The organism is Flaviflexus massiliensis, from assembly GCF_001375495.1.
Taxonomy (GTDB): Bacteria; Actinomycetota; Actinomycetes; order Actinomycetales; family Actinomycetaceae; genus Flaviflexus; species Flaviflexus massiliensis.
Genome location: NZ_LN831058.1, coordinates 1714232 through 1731936, shown reverse-complemented (window position 1 = coordinate 1731936; position 17705 = coordinate 1714232). Strand labels below are relative to the sequence as shown.

The 17705-nt window shown below is 59.4% G+C and carries 14 protein-coding genes; 10 read left to right on the top strand and 4 right to left on the bottom strand.

Going from position 1 to position 17705, the window contains the following annotated elements:
* Nucleotides 1–25 precede the first annotated feature (25 nt).
* The 5 genes from rpsA (at nt 26) to BN1241_RS11875 (ending at nt 6602) form a co-directional block, all read left to right on the top strand.
* The gene (gene rpsA, locus BN1241_RS11895) at nt 26–1492 is read left to right on the top strand and encodes a 30S ribosomal protein S1 (RefSeq protein WP_054953761.1); all 1467 of its coding nucleotides are present in this window, start codon (nt 26–28) and stop codon (nt 1490–1492) included.
* A 163-nt stretch (nt 1493–1655) separates the two neighbouring features.
* A complete protein-coding gene (locus BN1241_RS11890; protein ID WP_054953760.1) occupies nt 1656–2192 on the top strand; it encodes a pyroglutamyl-peptidase I in 537 nt (178 codons plus the stop codon).
* Nucleotides 2174–3010, top strand: a complete 837-nt coding sequence (gene coaE, locus BN1241_RS11885) for a dephospho-CoA kinase (protein ID WP_054953759.1) — start codon at nt 2174–2176, stop codon at nt 3008–3010. The genes BN1241_RS11890 and coaE overlap by 19 nt, the downstream gene beginning before the upstream one ends.
* A gap of 34 nt (nt 3011–3044) precedes the next feature.
* Nucleotides 3045–5111 carry an excinuclease ABC subunit UvrB gene (uvrB, locus tag BN1241_RS11880; RefSeq protein ID WP_054953758.1) on the top strand — a complete coding sequence of 689 codons (2067 nt, stop codon included), beginning with the start codon at nt 3045–3047 and terminating at the stop codon, nt 5109–5111.
* A gap of 339 nt (nt 5112–5450) precedes the next feature.
* Nucleotides 5451–6602 carry a TerC family protein gene (locus tag BN1241_RS11875; RefSeq protein WP_230198319.1) on the top strand — a complete coding sequence of 384 codons (1152 nt, stop codon included), beginning with the start codon at nt 5451–5453 and terminating at the stop codon, nt 6600–6602.
* 158 nt (nt 6603–6760) lie between these two features.
* Here BN1241_RS11875 and BN1241_RS11870 read toward each other — a convergent pair whose 3' ends face one another.
* Genes BN1241_RS11870 through BN1241_RS11855 form a run of 4 tightly spaced genes read right to left on the bottom strand, consistent with a single transcriptional unit; the run spans nt 6761 to nt 9369 of the window.
* On the bottom strand, nt 6761–7495 hold the full coding sequence (locus BN1241_RS11870; RefSeq protein ID WP_054953757.1) for a glutamine amidotransferase: 735 nt from the start codon (nt 7493–7495) through the stop codon (nt 6761–6763).
* Between the two features lie 16 nt (nt 7496–7511).
* Nucleotides 7512–8465 (bottom strand): bile acid:sodium symporter family protein, encoded by a 954-nt coding sequence (locus BN1241_RS11865; RefSeq protein WP_054953756.1) that lies wholly within the window; start codon nt 8463–8465, stop codon nt 7512–7514.
* Nucleotides 8462–8731 (bottom strand): YciI family protein, encoded by a 270-nt coding sequence (locus BN1241_RS11860; protein WP_230198318.1) that lies wholly within the window; start codon nt 8729–8731, stop codon nt 8462–8464. The genes BN1241_RS11865 and BN1241_RS11860 overlap by 4 nt, the downstream gene beginning before the upstream one ends.
* On the bottom strand, nt 8728–9369 hold the full coding sequence (locus BN1241_RS11855) for an MBL fold metallo-hydrolase (RefSeq protein WP_054953754.1): 642 nt from the start codon (nt 9367–9369) through the stop codon (nt 8728–8730). Before BN1241_RS11855 ends, BN1241_RS11860 begins: the two co-directional genes overlap by 4 nt.
* 163 nt (nt 9370–9532) lie before the next feature.
* Here BN1241_RS11855 and uvrA point away from each other — a divergent pair, with 163 nt between their 5' ends.
* From uvrA to whiA, 5 genes are all read left to right on the top strand, one after another.
* Nucleotides 9533–12364: an excinuclease ABC subunit UvrA gene (uvrA, locus tag BN1241_RS11850; RefSeq protein WP_054953753.1), complete on the top strand. Its 2832-nt coding sequence runs from the start codon at nt 9533–9535 to the stop codon at nt 12362–12364.
* Between the two features lie 5 nt (nt 12365–12369).
* A complete protein-coding gene (uvrC, locus tag BN1241_RS11845) occupies nt 12370–14439 on the top strand; it encodes an excinuclease ABC subunit UvrC (RefSeq protein ID WP_077138379.1) in 2070 nt (689 codons plus the stop codon).
* 243 nt (nt 14440–14682) lie between these two features.
* On the top strand, nt 14683–15624 hold the full coding sequence (rapZ, locus tag BN1241_RS11840; protein ID WP_054953752.1) for an RNase adapter RapZ: 942 nt from the start codon (nt 14683–14685) through the stop codon (nt 15622–15624).
* Nucleotides 15625–15626: 2 nt separating this feature from the next.
* Entirely contained in the window at nt 15627–16601 is a 975-nt protein-coding gene (locus BN1241_RS11835) for a gluconeogenesis factor YvcK family protein (RefSeq protein WP_054953751.1), read from the top strand.
* A gap of 60 nt (nt 16602–16661) precedes the next feature.
* A complete protein-coding gene (gene whiA, locus BN1241_RS11830; RefSeq protein WP_054953750.1) occupies nt 16662–17645 on the top strand; it encodes a DNA-binding protein WhiA in 984 nt (327 codons plus the stop codon).
* Nucleotides 17646–17705 lie beyond the last annotated feature (60 nt).

Genomic DNA, 17705 nt, shown 5'->3' with positions numbered 1-17705 from the left:
CTGTCCCATCGGAGACTACAACTCAATGACAACTACCACGCCCGAGCAGCCGACCACCCCGCAGGTCGCCATCAACGATATCGGTTCTAAGGAAGAACTCCTGGCCGCAGTTGATGAGACCATCAAGTACTTCAATGATGGGGACATCGTCGAGGGCACCATTGTCAAGGTGGACCACGACGAGGTCCTTCTCGACATTGGCTACAAGACCGAGGGTGTTATCCCCTCGAAGGAACTCTCGATCAAGCACGACATCGACCCCGATGAGGTTGTTGCCGTAGGCGATCGTATCGAGGCCTACGTCCTCCAGAAGGAAGACAAGGAAGGCCGTCTCCTCCTCTCGAAGCGCCGCGCACAGCAGGAGCGTGCCTGGGCCAAGATCGAGGAGATCAAGAACACCGACGGAGTCGTTTCCGGTAACGTCATTGAGGTCGTCAAGGGCGGTCTCATCGTTGACATCGGTCTCCGTGGCTTCCTTCCCGCCTCCCTGGTTGAGATGCGTCGCGTTCGCGACCTCCAGCCCTACATTGGACGCGACATCGACGCGAAGATTATCGAGCTCGACAAGAACCGCAACAATGTTGTTCTGTCCCGCCGCTCCTTCCTCGAGCAGAACCAGTCCGAGACCCGCAGCCACTTCCTGCACACCCTCCAGAAGGGCCAGATTCGCGAGGGCGTAGTCTCCTCCATCGTGAACTTCGGTGCCTTCGTGGACCTCGGTGGCGTCGACGGCCTCGTCCACGTCTCCGAACTCTCCTGGAAGCACATCGACCACCCGAACGAGGTTGTCGAAGTTGGCACCCCCGTCACCGTTGAGGTGCTCGAGGTGGATATGGACCGCGAACGCGTCTCCCTGTCCCTCAAGGCGACCCAGGAAGATCCGTGGCAGGTCTTTGCCCGCACCCACGCCATCGGCCAGGTTGTGCCCGGCAAGGTCACCAAGCTCGTTCCCTTTGGTGCGTTCGTTCGCGTCGAGGACGGCATCGAGGGCCTCGTCCACATCTCCGAGCTCGCTCAGCGTCACATCGAGCAGCCCGAGCAGATCGCCAAGGTTGGCGACGAACTGTTCGTCAAGGTCATCGACATTGACCTCGAACGTCGCCGGATCTCCCTGTCGCTCAAGCAGGCCAACGAAGGTGTCGACCCCGCATCCGAAGACTTCGATGCATCGCTCTACGGCATGGCATCCGAGTACGACGAGGACGGCAACTACAAGTACCCCGAAGGCTACGATCCCGAGACGGGCGAATGGCTGGAAGGCTACGAGGCTCAGCGCGAACAGTGGGAGGCCGAGTACAACGCGGCTTACGCCCTCTGGCTCGCACACAAGGAGCAGGTTGCTCGCCAGGCCGAGATCGAGGAAGAGGTTGTCGAGGAAGCTCCGGCACGCGAGCAGGCTCCGGCCAGCTACTCGTCCGGCACCGAGTCGACCGGCACCCTCGCATCCGATGAGGCTCTCGCAGCACTGCGTGAGAAGCTCACCGGTCACTGATTGATCGATAAAGGGGACCGCTCCGGCGGTCCCCTTTTCGTATGCTCAAACAATGTGAACAGTACCCACCACCCGACACAGAAACGAATGAGTGAGCGCCTGAGTCTCGTAGAATAGAACAGGTGAATGTTGGAGCAATGATAGACGCGGAGGATAAGGCTGCATGATTCTTTTGACAGGGTTTGGACCCTTCGGGGCTGATGGTTCGGTCGCTCACGAATCGAACCCAAGCGAGGCACTGGCACTGGTGGCGGGGGAGAGACTGGGCGCTAAAACAGAGATCCTTCCCGTACGCTTCGACATTGGTGACACCGTTCCCGAGCTCGTCAAGGACGCCGATCTTGTCCTCTCAATTGGTGTGGCCGCCAGTCGAACTGTACCCAGGCTCGAGAAACTGGGCGTCAATTGGCAGGAAGCTCGCACCCCCGACATCACCGGTTACGCACCCGGGGGAGTCAGGGTAGATAGCGCGGGGCCTGATTTTGTCGGGACCGGCTGGGACCTGGAACGGATCGGGGCCGAGTGTGGCATAGAAGTTTCGCTCAATGCTGGGACTTACGTATGTAATACGCTCTCGTACTCCCTGTATCGTCATCATCGGAATGCCTGTTTTCTCCACATTCCTCCCCTTGAGCACCTGAGCGAGGACGATGGTGTGGATCTTGTCGAAAGGATCATCGAATGCTGTTTGTCGGCCTAACTGGCGGAATCGGTTCCGGTAAGTCAGAAGTATCGAAGCGGCTCGCACAGGCTGGATTCAAGATTCTTGATGCTGACGAGGTCTCGCGCTCACTCACCGCAGAAAGCGGGGAAGCGGTTCCCCAAATAGCAGAACTCTTCCCAGACGTGGTCGAGAACGGAATTATCGATCGCGCCAAGCTCGCAGATGTTGTCTTCAGTGACCCGGAAAAGCTGGAACAGCTCAATGGCGTTATTCACCCACGTGTGAGGGACAGGATGGCGGAGCAGCTGCGGGCCTATGTCGATGAGGATCCGCGCGCCATCGTGGTTGAGGATTCTCCGCTCCTGATTGAAACGGGTCGAGCCTACGTGCACCAGTTCCTTGTCCTCATCACGACCCCGGACGATACGAAGATTGAGCGACTCGTACGGGATCGCGGCATGACTGCCGAGCAGGCGCGGGCCCGCATCAATACCCAGCTAACCGACGAGGAACGAGTCCCATTCGCTGACGTGGTGATCGACAACCACAAGGAAATGGAATGGCTCGACCACCAGGTTGTGCACCTGATCGACAGGATCCGGAAGTTCGAGGACAACGTGGTAACGGGTACGGTGCCCGAACCGCGTAATCGTAGCCTGATGAATGCGGAACGCCTCAAGGGGAAGCTGGCACACACTGGGACGACTGCCGTTCAAGATGGTATGGATCTGATCGTGCCACCCGAGACGAGCGAGATGGTGCTCCGGCACGTGTGCTGCGTTCCGTACGGGGATATGTGGGTGCGTCCCGACCAGGATGCGTGGGTGCGGGTCCGCCTGGAGAAAATTCACTAGGCGTCTGGCACATGCAGGTACTAGCCTAGAAGGCATGCGACCTGTCACCGACCTCGTCCGTGCCGAGGCACCCTTTGATGTCATCACCGAATACACGCCTTCGGGTGATCAGCCGACCGCAATCGCGGAGCTGACCGAAAGGATTAATTCGGGGGAGAAGGACATCGTGCTTCTGGGTGCGACCGGTACCGGTAAGTCCGCTACCTCGGCCTGGTTGATCGAACAGATTCAACGTCCCACGCTGATTCTGGAGCCCAACAAGACGTTGGCGGCGCAGATGGCATCAGAGTTCCGCGAACTCCTACCCAACAATGCGGTCGAGTACTTCGTGTCCTACTACGACTACTACCAGCCCGAAGCCTACGTGCCCCAAACCGATACATTTATCGAGAAGGACTCATCGATCAACGATGAGGTGGAGCGGCTCCGTCACTCGGCCACGAACTCGCTCCTGACACGCCGCGATACGGTCGTCGTCGCATCCGTGTCCTGCATCTACGGCCTCGGTACCCCGCAAGAATACGTTGATCGCATGGTGAGGCTCGAAGTCGGACAAGTAATTGATCGCGACGAACTGCTACGCCAGTTCGTGCAGATGCAGTACACACGCAACGACATTGCCTTCACACGGGGAACCTTCCGCGTGCGCGGAGACACCATCGAAATCATCCCGGTCTACGAAGAACTCGCAATCCGCATCGAAATGTTCGGTGACGAAATCGACGAACTCTCCTACCTGCATCCCCTCACCGGCAACGTTCTGCGCCAAACCGACCACGCACATCTCTTCCCCGCCTCGCATTATGTGGCGGGCCCGGAACGCATGGAGAAAGCCATCCGCTCGATCGAGGCTGAACTGGACGAGCGGGTCGCCGAACTAGAGTCGCAGAACAAGCTTCTCGAAGCGCAACGCTTGTCGATGCGCACGAGCTACGACCTGGAGATGATGCGCAACGTCGGATCCTGTGCCGGGATCGAGAACTATTCGCGGCATATTGATGGGCGTGGCCCGGGAACAGCACCCCACACTCTTCTCGACTACTTCCCGTCCGACTTTGTTCTCATCATCGACGAGTCACACGTGACCGTGCCCCAGATTGGTGCCATGTACGAAGGCGACATGTCGCGTAAGAGGACCCTTGTTGAGCACGGCTTCCGCCTACCATCGGCCATGGACAACCGACCCCTCAAATGGGACGAATTCCTCGAACGCATCGGGCAAACCGTCTATCTGTCCGCCACCCCGGGCAAGTACGAGATGGAGCAATCGGACGGCTTTGTTGAACAGATCATTCGCCCCACCGGTCTCGTCGACCCCGAAATCATCGTCAAACCGGTCGAGGGGCAGATCGATGACCTCCTTGGTGAAGTGAAGGCCCGCACTGAACGTGATGAGCGTGTGCTCGTCACAACTTTGACGAAGAAGATGGCGGAAGACTTGACCGACTACCTTGCTGAGCGCGGGGTCAAGGTCGAATACCTACACTCCGACGTCGATACACTCAGGCGAGTCGAGTTGCTCCGAGAGCTCCGGCTCGGTGTTTTTGATGTCCTTGTTGGAATCAACCTGCTGCGCGAGGGCCTTGACCTTCCCGAAGTCTCTCTTGTCGCCATCCTCGACGCTGACAAGCAGGGCTTCCTGCGCTCCACCACCTCGCTCATCCAGACCATTGGCCGTGCTGCACGTAACGTTTCCGGACAAGTCCACATGTACGCGGACACGATCACCCCAAATATGAGGGAGGCGATCGACGAGACGAACAGGCGCCGCACGAAGCAGATCGCCTACAACACCGAACGAGGCATCGACCCGCAGCCGCTGCGCAAGAAGATTGCGGACGTGACGGACATGCTCGCCCGCGAAGAGATTGATACCGCCGAGCTACTTGAGGGCGGATACCGCAAGGCCACACCCGTCCCACAAACCCGCGAAGCCCTTGCCGGCAGGGCAACCGGGGACCTCAGGGGCCTCATTGCCGAGCTGGATGAGCAGATGAAGCAGGCGGCAGAGGACCTGAGGTTTGAGCTTGCTGCACGCCTGCGTGACGAGATCCAGGACTTGAAGAAGGAACTGAGGCAGATGGAGGCAGCAACCTCCTAGGGAGCCCCGCCCATTCCCCCAGCGCCCGATGTGATCGACCCTCGTTCCTTACAACTGGCATCATTGTCGCTGGTCAGGCTCTATTAGGCGCCCTTTGCTCAACAATTCCTGGATGGTTGTCTATTTCATAGGGCAACACCCGAGCAAGGTGTGGGCAACGGGTCTTTCGTCCCGTAGAGTTACGGATGAAGCTAGCGAAGGGGAGTATTCCCGAGCAACAGTGGGCCGTCATCACGGTGCGAATGCACTCGGTCCGCGACCGTTCTACGGTGGGAAGAGACCTTCGGATCAACAACCCGGAGGTATGTTTTGCTGGCAACCCAGCTCTCCACCAATGCCATGTTCGCACAGGGTGCATCCACTGCAGAGCAGATGCAGGTCCACACGTGGGAATGGTTCGCACTCGGTGGTATCGCCCTTATCCTGATTCTCATTGACCTCTTCGGTCACGTGCGTAAGGCACACGAGCCAACACTCAAGGAGGCCGGCATCTGGTCCGCCTTCTACGTTGCTATCGCCCTGCTCTTTGGCCTCGTCATCCTGTGGCGCCACGGCGGCACCCTCGCCGGTGAGTACTACAGCGGTTACGCGGTCGAAAAAGCACTATCGGTCGACAATATCTTTGTCTTCATCATCGTGCTTGCTTCCTTCAAGGTGCCGCGTAAGTACCAGCAGAAGGTTATTCTCTACGGCATTGTCATTGCCCTCGTTCTCCGCCTTATCTTCATTCTTCTCGGCAAGGCCCTCATCGACCAGTTCGTTTGGATGTTCTTCATCTTTGGAGCTTTCCTGCTCTACACGGCGATCAGCCAGCTACGCGAGGGCGTGGATGACCCGGATGCGAAGCAGAACGAGATCGAGAATTACAAGCCCAATGCTGTTGTTCGCTTCGCCGAAAAACACTTCCGGGTGACCGAAGGTTTCGTTGATCAGAAGCTTGTCGTGCGCCGCGAAGGCAAGTCGTGGATTACTCCGCTGTTCCTCTGCATCGTTGCCATCGGCACTGTAGACCTCATGTTCGCGCTCGACTCGATCCCAGCCATCTACGGCCTCACGAACGAGCCCTACATCGTGTTCACAGCCAACGTCTTCGCTCTGCTTGGGCTCCGCCAGATGTTCTTCCTTGTGGATGGCCTGCTCGAGAAGTTGATCTACCTGCACTACGGCCTCGCGGCGATCCTCGGCTTTATCGCGATCAAGCTCATCATCCACGCCTTCCACGGCTACGATCTGCTTCTCAATATCCCCGAGCCCGGGATTGCGCTCTCGCTCAGCTTCATCCTCGTCGTCATCGCGATTACTGTCGTGGCGTCGCTGTATGGCAGCAAGAAGCGGGAGGCTGCCGAAGCCGCAGCTCCGCAGCGGTCAACAACCGGCACGAAGGGACAGCAGTCCGATACGCAGAATGTGCCGGGCAGCGTAGGGGATACTTCGAACACCCCACGCCAGGACAAGAATGATCCGAACCAGGGTCCCTTCCTTAACAACTAGCGAGCAGGAAGATCCCAGCCCGGTCATCAGCATTCAAGAGATGCTGATGAGGCCACCGGAGCACGCTACCTCGTAGCAGGAGAAAACGTGGGTGAACGTCGAGTTCACTCACGTTTCTTTGTGACAGGTGGATTGCTGGTTGCGTTGCTCGTGCGTCGTTAGCGCGTTGCGTAGCGTGCGGTGAACGCAGCAACGACCCGGTTGGCGTCGCTGACATCCCACTGGCTGGTCTCGGCAATGAGGCTGTCTGCCTGGTCCGGTTCAAAGTATCCAAAGTCCTTGTAGGTGCGGATTCTTGTGGCAATTCCAGGGGCATCGAGTTCCGGATGGAACTGGGTGCCGTACAGGTTGTTCTTGAGGCGGAACATCTGCACCGGACACGTGGGGGAGGATGCCAGCAGGACAGCGTGGGCCGGGAATACCGTGCAGGCCTCCTTGTGGCCAACGAAGGCACCGAAGGTGTCCGGCACCTCCGCCAGCAGCGGATCCTGCCTCCCGTCTTCGGTCAGGCTGATCATGACTGCGCCGACGGGTTCGGAATAGGTGGAGTCGATAACCGCACCCTGGTGACTGAGAAGTGTGCCAACCCCGTAGCAGGCTCCGAGGAAAGGAAAGTCCCGGACTACAACCTCGTCGAGGAGAGTGCTGATCTCCTGCTCGACCCGCTTCTGGGTATCCGACTTTTGGTCGTCCGGATCCGAGCCCGTGAAGGGACTGCCACCAACGATGATCCCCGAAAAATCATCGAGATTAATGTCTGGCATGGGCCGCTGCTCGAGGCGCAGGCGCACGAGCTCACTTTCGTCCAGGTTGCCAAAGCGGAGGAACTGTTCATATTCAGCATCCGCAGTGTCGTCTTCGGCACGGGTCGCGATCAGGAGGAACGGCTTCATAGGGCTACGATAACGCCTACTCAGCCAGCGTGTCCTCACGACCCAAACGAGACGCAATAATTGCGCACACGAGAAGCTGAATCTGGTGGAAGATGATGACGGGGACGGCGATGGGGCCGATGAGGGAGGCGGGGAAGATCGCCTGCGCCATGGGCAAGCCGGTTGCCAGGGACTTCTTCGATCCGCACATGAGAATCGCGATCCTGCCAGCCCGCTTCACCTTGAACCAGGCGCCTGAGTACCAGGTGAAGGAAAGGATGCCGGCAAGGAGCACGCACGACAGCAGGATGATGATTGTGATCTGGAGGATCGTCACCCCGTCCCACGTATTAGCGGCTGTGGAATCAAGCACCGCGGCCAGGACGATGACGACGACCGTGCCTTGGTCATAGATCTTGAGCGGCTTCGGATACCTGCGTATCCAGTCACCGAACCAGACCTGAAGGATCTGGCCGATGATGAAAGGCAGAAGTAGCTGGGTGAGGACCGTCGTGAGCGATCCCGCACTCGCGCCGTCAATATTCATGAAGACAAGCACGTAGAGCGGGGTCAAGAACATGCCGAGGATATTGGAGAAGGTTGCCGCACACACGGCAGCGGCCGTGTCACCGCGTGCGATCGACGTGAAGGTCACCGATGACTGAATCGTCGATGGCAAGAACGCGAGATAAAGGAATCCGTTCGCGAAACCATCACCGAGTACGGGCGTCAGGACCGGGTGCAAGGCAAGTCCGACGATGGGGAACACAACGTAGGTGGAGACAAAAATGAGTCCCTGCACCTTGAGGTTAGTTAGGCCGTCCAGAACTTCCGAGGTGCGCAGGCGCAAACCGTAGAGGAAAAAAAGGATCGCAACGAGAATGTCACCCGTGACGGCAATGCCATCGCGCACGCCATCCGGTGCCGGCCAGAACAGGCCGACAGCGAAGGCGAGAAGGATGGCGACAATGAATGGATCAACGCGCCTCATGACCAGGGGCCGTAAACAACCGTCCACTCCTCAACGTCAAGAGCCATGACAATGCCTGACTTCATGAACGGGTCGCCAGCAAGATTATTCCGCAGCTCTTGTTCAGAATCGGCCTTGATGATCAGCAGTGCGCCGCCGCCCCGGGGGCCACTCGCAAGCAACCGGCCCGCATCATATTCCGCTTTCAGGAACTCGCGGTGCAGGGGGCGAACATCGTGAATGTCGTCCCGTTCCGGATCATACGTGTAGAGAACAGCAAAAATCACCAGCGTCGTCCTTCCCATTCGGCGAGCTGCGGGCGCTGCTCACCAACCATTGTGGAATCCCCGTGACCGGGGTGAATAACCGTGTCGTCATCGAAGCGAGCAAAGATGCGGTCCCGTACGTCATTGAAGAGCAGGAAGAAAGCCTGATCTGACGGAGTCTTTCCGACCCCGCCGGGGAAGAGTGAATCGCCGGTGAGGATGTGGGTGCCGGCAACGACAATGGCAATCCCGTTCGGGGTGTGACCGCGCAACGCGATGAATTCTAGTTCGAGATCACCAAAGGACTTGTTCTGACCGTTCTTGAGCTCGCCGGTCGCTTTTACGGGAAGGGCTCCTCCCGTTTCGGCGGTGGCGAGAATGTCCGCATCGGGGAAGACATGCGAGACCGTCTCGAGAGCACCAATATGGTCGTGGTGTTCGTGGGTGGTGATGATCGCGTGCACAGTCTTGCCGGAAGCGAGCTCAGCAATCCTGTCCGGTTCGGCGGCCGCATCGACAATGACGGCGTCACCGAGATTGTTTTCGATCAGGTAGACGTTGTTATCCATGTCCCCAACGGACATCTTCGTCACCCGAATATCACCAATGTCGATCGTGACGGGTGGCAGTCCGGGACCGGTGTGATAGCTCAAACTCATGGACCCACCCTACCCAGTTCTGCCGAATACTGTCACCGGAAGGCCACGTTCTGGTCACTGTTTACATACTCGGTGCGAATGCGAAGGTACGTGTCTTCGCTATCATCGAAACTCACATAGGTACATTTGTTCGAGAGCTAGGTGGAGGCGTTACACTAGCCAGGTGACTGAACAAATTGTTGTCCACGGCGCGCGCGAACATAACCTCCGGAACGTTGATCTTGAAGTCCCACGCGACCAACTGGTCGTCTTCACTGGACTTTCCGGCTCCGGCAAATCATCCCTCGCTTTCGATACGATTTTTGCTGAAGGGCAGCGCCGTTACGTTGAGTCCCTGTCGAGCTACGCCCGGCAATTCCTGGGTCGCATGGACAAGCCGTCGGTTGACTACATTGGCGGACTCTCACCGGCTGTTGCTATCGACCAGAAGTCGACATCCCGCAACCCGCGTTCCACGGTCGGTACCATCACCGAGGTCTACGACTACCTACGTCTGCTGTACGCCCGTGCCGGCATTCAGCACTGCCCCGAATGTGGGGAAGTGGTCAGCTCCCAGTCGGCTGAACAGATCGTCAACCACGTCATGGAGTTGCCGGAAGGGACACGTTTCCAGGTTCTCGCCCCCGTCATTCGAGGACGCAAGGGCGAATACGCTGAGCTGCTTGCCGAACTCCAGCAGCAGGGCTTCTCACGTGCCAAGATCGACTCGGAAATGGTCAGGCTCGACAACCCGCCGGCGCTCGATAAGAAGCTCCGCCATGACATTGACGTCGTTGTTGACCGACTTATTCGCAAGGATTCGACGAGGCGACTGACGGACTCCGTTGAGACCGCACTGCGGCTGACGGACGGTCTTGTCGTGATTGAGCGGATGGACGTGGAGGAGGATGATCCGATCCGCTTCCGCCGCTACTCCGAAAAGCGTGCCTGCCCGAACGATCACGCTCTTAGCCTGGAGGAGATCGAACCCCGCACCTTCTCGTTCAACGCGCCCTACGGTGCGTGCGCGGAATGCTCAGGCATCGGCGCCAAGCTCGAGGTCGACCCGGCCCTTGTTGTCCCGGATGAATCGATCACGATCCGCGACGGGGCTATCTTGCCCTGGGCGGGAAACAAGGCCTTCTTCACCCGTCAGCTGACCGCCCTCGGTGACGAGATTGGATTCTCGGTCGATACCCCCTGGGGCGAGCTCGGTAAGGACATCCAGGATACCCTGCTGTACGGCAAGGACTACAAGGTCAAGGTCAAGTACAAGAACCGGTGGGGGAGGGAACGCACCTACGCCACCGGTTTCGAAGGTGTTCTTGATTTCGTCAAGCGCAAGCGTGAAGAGACCGAATCGGAATGGTCCAAAGAACGCTACGAAGCCTACATGAGAGAAGTGCCGTGCCCAGCGTGCCACGGGGCCCGGCTCAAGCCCGAGGTGCTCGCGGTAACTGTTGGCGGCCTCTCCATTTCCGAACTGTGCGATCTTTCCGTGGAGGAAGCATCCGTTTTCCTCAACAACCTGGAACTTACCCCGAAGCAGCAGGCAGTCGCGGATGCTGTGCTGAAAGAAACCCAGTTCCGTCTCGGCTTCCTCGTCGATGTTGGACTCACCTACCTGACACTGTCCCGCGGGGCAACGGGCCTATCGGGTGGCGAAGCGCAACGCATTCGGCTCGCTACCCAGATCGGTGCGGCGCTGGTTGGCGTGCTGTACGTGCTCGACGAGCCGTCGATTGGTTTGCACCAGCGGGACAATGCGCGCCTGATCCAGACTTTGGAGAAGCTCCGGGATCTCGGCAACACGCTCATCGTTGTCGAGCACGATGAGGACACGATCAAGGCGGCAGACTACGTCGTTGATATTGGTCCCGGTGCCGGTGAGCACGGCGGAAAGATCGTCTACTCCGGTCACTACGAGGGACTGCTCGAGACCGAAGACTCCGTCACGGGCGCCTACCTGTCGGGCAGGCGAAGCATTCCCGTGCCCAAGGAGCGCCGCAAGGTCGACAAGAAGAAGCAGATCCTCGTCAAGGGCGGGCGTGAAAACAACCTGAAGAATGTCACGGTCGGATTCCCGAGAGCATGCTTTGTCACGGTGACCGGTGTGTCAGGTTCCGGCAAGTCCACCCTCGTGAACTCGATCCTCTACAACTCTCTCGCCAACCAGCTCAACCGGGCACGCATCGTTCCCGGCCGACACACGTCCGTGACAGGTCTGGAAGACCTGGACAAAGTCATCCATGTTGATCAGTCTCCAATTGGACGGACCCCGCGTTCGAACCCGGCCACCTACACGGGCGTGTGGGACCGGGTGCGGAAGCTCTTTGCCGAGGTACCCGAATCGAAGGTTCGCGGTTACGGCCCCGGCCGCTTCTCCTTCAACGTCAAGGGCGGCCGCTGCGAGGCCTGCAAGGGAGACGGCACCATCAAGATTGAGATGAGCTTCCTGCCCGACGTGTACGTTCCCTGCGAGGTGTGCGAAGGCAAACGCTACAACCGCGACACCCTCGAAGTGAAGTACAAGGGGAAGTCCGTTGCCGATGTTTTGGAGATGACGATCTCGGAAGCACTCGACTTCTTCGGCCCCGTTTCCGGCATCACCCGCCACCTTTCCACCCTCGACTCGGTGGGACTCGGTTACGTGCGTCTTGGACAGTCGGCTACGACCCTGTCCGGTGGTGAGGCGCAGCGCGTGAAGCTCGCGACCGAGCTCCAGCGGCGCAGTAATGGACGGTCCGTCTACGTTCTTGACGAACCCACAACCGGTCTGCACTTTGAGGACGTGTCGAAGCTTTTGAAGGTCTTGCAGGGACTGACCGACAAGGGCAACACCGTCATCGTCATTGAGCACAACCTTGATGTCATCAAGTCGGCCGACTGGGTGATCGACATGGGACCGGAAGGTGGTGCCGGGGGAGGCCAGGTCATTGCCGAAGGCACACCGGAGGACATTGTCAAGGTCAAGGAGTCCTATACCGGACAATTCTTGGCTCCGCTCCTAAGGTAGGGGTTATGGCCGACCCGTCTACCTACCGTCCAAAGACTTCCGATATCCCGACCAATCCGGGAGTGTATCGGTTCATCGACGAGGACGATCGCGTCATCTACGTCGGAAAGGCCAAGAACCTCCGTCAGCGCCTCGTCAACTATTTCCAGGACCTCACCCTCCTTCATCCGCGCACGCGGATGATGGTGACAACCGCGCAACGAGTGGAATGGGTGGTGCTGACAACCGAGGTTGAGGCACTCACCCTCGAGTACGCGTGGATTAAAGAATTCGATCCCCGTTTCAACGTCATGTACCGCGACGACAAGTCGTACCCGTACCTGGCGGTCACCATGTCGGAGAAGATCCCGCGGGCCGGCATCACCCGCAACGCGCACCGCCGCGGGAACCGATACTTCGGTCCCTACACACAGGTGTGGGCGATCCGGCACACCCTCGATTCCCTCCTGCACATCTTCCCGGTCCGCACCTGCTCGGCCGGAGTGCTCAATCAGGCACAGCGTTCGGGCAGGCCCTGCCTGCTCGGCTACATCGACAAGTGCTCTGCGCCCTGCGTGGGTCGCATCAGCGAAGATGACCACCGCGAGCTTGCGGAGGAGCTGTGCAACTTCCTCGATGGCGACACGGGACGGCATATTCGTGCCCGGGAACGGGCCATGAAGGAAGCGGCAGCGAACCTCGACTTCGAAAAGGCAGCACGCCTGCGAGATGACGTGACAGCCCTCAAGAAGGTTGTCGAACAAAACGCTGTCGTGCTCCCCGATCGCACCGATGTTGACGTTTTCAGTCTCGTGACGGACGAACTGGAAGCCTCGGTTCAGGTCTTCCACGTGCGTGGTGGCCGCGTCCGCGGTCAGCGCGGTTGGGTGACCGAGCGAGTCGAAAACCTTGACGAAGCGGGTCTTGTGACCGCAATGTTGCTCCAGATCTACGGCGAGCAGGGTGACCGCGACCTGCTGCGGCCCTCGAGGGAGATGCCGCAGGGACAGGCACGGTCGGTTGACGACCGGACCCACACGCCAACGACAGCTATTCCGAGGGAAATCATTGTTCCGGTCATGCCCGATGACGAGGCCGCCATCACCGCCTGGCTGGAAGAGCGTCGCGGAGCCCGCATCAACCTCCACATCGCTCAGCGTGGCGACAAGAAGAGGCTCGCGGACATGGTGGAGGAGAATGCGAAGCAGGCGCTCGCCCGGGCGAAGGTCAAGCGCTCCGGTGACCTGACCCAGCGCGCGCAGGCACTCGAGGATCTCCGTGACGTCCTCGGCCTCAGTGCGGCACCGTTACGTATTGAATGTTTCGACGTCTCCCACACCCAGGGCACTCACCAGGTTGCTTCCATGGTTGTCTTTGAAGACGGCATGCCCCGCAAGTCCGACTACCGCCACTATATTGTGCGCGGTGAGAATGGCGAGGGGGCACGCGATGATACGGCGGCCATGGACGAGATCCTCCGGCGCAGACTTGCGAAGGTCCAGACAGGCTCCCGCGATGTTGATGACGAGGCGGTTTCCGGAGCCATCGATCCCGATACTGGCAGGGTGAAGAAATTTGCCTACAAACCCAATCTCATCGTCGTTGATGGGGGTCTTCCGCAGGTCAATGCCGCCCAGCGCGTTGTCGACGAGCTCGGGGTGGATGTTGAGGTCGTGGGCCTTGCCAAGCGGCTCGAAGAAGTGTGGGTTCCCGGTGATGACTTCCCTGTCATCTTTCCCCGCAACTCGGCCGCACTGCACCTGCTTCAGCACGTGCGCGATGAATCCCATCGCTTCGCGATCTCTCATCATCGTAAGCGCCGCTCGAAGGCCATGACCCGGTCTCAGTTGGATGCGATTCCCGGGCTCGGTCCCGCACGCCAAAAGGACCTTCTCGACACGTTCGGTTCCGTTGCGAAGATCAAGCAGGCTACCGTCGAAGAACTCGGAACCGCCCCCGGCATCGGACCCTCCTTCGCCCAGCGAATCTTCGACCACTTCCACCCAGCAGATAATGAGGTAGACGAGGAAACGGTTGTTTCCAATACCGAATCTGTTGTCTGCGATTCGGAGGTGGAAAATAAAGCCGGAAAGTGAACCCGGGAAGTGGACCAGGGGATCGTGAACCCGGGAAGCTGCTGGTATGGGTAACGGGAACACGGTTGAGTACTAGTGCGGCCGATTGAACGATCTGTGGCCAGGCCTTGATAAGCAGGACTTCGCCGTCCTTTCCGAGTTGACCTATGGAGTGCCTGGCAAGGGCCGAGCAGGGAGGTATTGCCCGGGAGCAAGTGCTGATCTTGGTGCCCGAGGAGAAACAAAACCTGGCACCATAGGTACATGGCTGACAACGATATTGACCAGACAGATTCCTTCCCTGCCTGGGTTCCGGACGCTGAGGCAGAAGCAAGCAATCCCGCGCCGGAAACACCCGAACTGGTGATCATCACCGGGATGTCCGGCGCAGGAAAATCCCGTGCCGCGGCAGTCCTTGAAGACCTGGACTGGTACGTTGTCGACAATCTGCCACCCAGGCTCCTGCGCGCGCTGACGGGGCTCATGTCGCCAACCAGCACCGTCCGCAGGGTCGCGGTCGTTGCCGATGTGCGCGGCCGAGAATTCTTTGCCGAATTGCAGGTAACCCTTGACGAGCTACGCGATGGGGGAGTGCCCCACCGCATTCTTTTCCTCGAATGCGATGATGCCGAGCTCGTACGCCGCTACGAAAACGTGCGCAGGCCCCACCCGCTCCAGGACGAGGGGCGGCTCCTCGACGCGATCCACGCCGAGCGTGAGCTCGTGGCCGATCTGCGCAAGCGCGCCGATTCCATCATTGATACGTCGAACATGTCGGTGCACGAGCTGGGCCGAAGCATTCGCCAGCTCGTAGCAGCCGAAGGTGAACTGCAGACCCGCGTCACGGTCATGTCCTTCGGCTTCAAATACGGGCTTCCGATGGACGCGGATCACGTTGCCGATGTGCGGTTCATCAACAACCCGTACTGGATTGGTGAGCTCCGGAACCTAACCGGACACGACCAGCCCGTCCAGGCTTACGTCATGGAGCAGGACGGTGTTACCACCTTCGTTGACGGCTACACGGAACTCATCGCCGGGATTCTCGAAGGCTACGAGCGCCAGCTCAAACCCAATGTGACCATCGCTATCGGCTGCACCGGCGGGAGACACAGGTCCGTTGCCGTGGCTGAGCGGATGGCGGCCGGCCTGAGGGATCGGGGCGCACGCGTCGTGACTGTCCACCGCGACTTGGGGAGGGAATAGCGATGCTTCCCACGGGTGCACGTGGCCCCAGAGTTGTGGCCTTTGGCGGTGGGCACGGACTCTACGCCACCCTGTCCGCACTCCGGCACGTCACGGGTAATCTGACGGCCGTTGTGACGGTGGCGGACGATGGTGGATCATCCGGTCGGCTTCGCGGCGAGCTCGGTATCCTCCCGCCCGGTGATTTGCGGATGGCACTGTCGGCGCTCTGTGACGATGGTGAGTGGGGGCAGCTGTGGCGCGATGTTCTGCAGCACCGTTTCGAAACGGACGGTCCGCTCAATAATCACGCGACCGGTAACCTCCTCATCGCGTCCCTGTGGAACCTGCTTGAAGATCCGGTCAAGGGCTTGGACGTGGTTGGTCGGCTTCTCGAAGTGAAGGGCAGGGTCCTGCCGCTCAGTAACTCTCCGATGGAGATCGAAGCTGACATTGTCGACAACGGCCACACCAAGGTCGTGCGCGGGCAGTCCCGCGTTGCTGTCGCGCCTGGCAGGGTGGAGCGCGTGCGGCTCTTTCCGAGCACCGCCAATGTCAATCCCGAAGTGCTTGAAGCCATCGAGGAAGCGGACTGGTGCGTGTTCGGGCCAGGCTCCTGGTACACGTCAGTTGTCCCGCATCTGATGATGCCCGAGGTGAGGGAGGGGCTGGGCAAATCGAAAGCCCAGATCCTCCTTGCCCTCAATCTCACAAACGATGTGGAAACCTCCGATATGTCCCACGGCGACCACATCCGTAGTTTCGTCTCCTACTCGGGTGGGATCAAGCCACGCATCGTAGTTGCAGATCCGTCGGCAATTGCTGACCTGGATGGCTTAGACGATGCTGTCAAGAACCACGGTTCCAAGCTTCTCCTACGCCAGGTGCACCAGGTCGGTGAGCGTGCAGTCCACGACCCGCTACGTTTCGCGGCCGCCCTGCGAGACGCTTTCGAGGGCACCATCACCGATGTTACGAGAGACGCTCCCAGCAATTAAGGGTAAGATTACCTAGCCCGTCTTGGCCTCTAACCCTCAAGCAAAGGATTCCACACCTCCATGTCTGCCCTGACAACCACCGTGAAAGATGAGTTGGCGACAGTTGACGTCAACATTGCCTCCGCTGCGGTGGCTGAAATCGCCACGATGTTTCGGTTTGCTGGTGGTATTCACATCAACTCCGGTCGAGTCGCACTCCAGGCCGACCTGACTCATGCGGGGAGTGCTCGGCGGCTGCGTGAACTCGTGAGCAAGGTGTACCGGGTCGAGTCGGAACTGCACACCATGTCGGCCGGCAGTCGCGGCATGCACCATTACGTTGTGCGGATCGGTCGCGAGGGAGAAAACATTGCCCGCCGCATCGGTCTCATCGACACCTACGGCAGGCCCGTCCGTGGCCTGCCGCCCACCGTTGTGGGCGGATCGAAGGCGGACGCAGCGGCCTCCTGGCGCGGAGCATTCCTTGCTCGCGGCGCTCTTCTCGAACCGGGCCGCAACGCAGCCCTGGAAGTGATCTGCCCCGGCTTGGAAGCCTCCTACGCCCTCGGTGGCCTTGCCCGCAGACTTGACGTTCCCTACCGTGCCCGGGAATCGCGCGGTGCCTTCCGCGTCGACATTCGAGAGGGCGACGGGATCGCAGCCATGCTCAACCGCATGGGAGCCAACGATGCGGTGCTGCGCTGGGAAGAGCTCAGAACAGAGCGGGAAGTGACCGGCACGGCCAACAGGCTCGCGAACTTTGATGACGCGAATATGAAAAGAAGCGCGGAAGCCGCCGTCATCGCCGTCATTCGAGTCCAGCGTGCTTTCGAGATTCTGGGCGATGACGTGCCCGACAATCTCCGCGAGGCTGGTGAGATGCGCATCACGTACCCGGAGGACTCACTCAACCTCCTCGGTGAACGCCTGAACCCGGTCGCGACCAAGGATGCTGTCGCGGGGCGACTGCGCCGCTTGAACACCATGGCGGACAAGCGCGCGAAAGAGGAAAATATTCCCACCACGCTCGACAGCGTCAACGCTCATCTAAGCCGGCGGGACTAGAGGCTAAGCCGACCGAGAACATTTTCACCAAACCTCTTGTTCGCATATAGAAATCCCCTA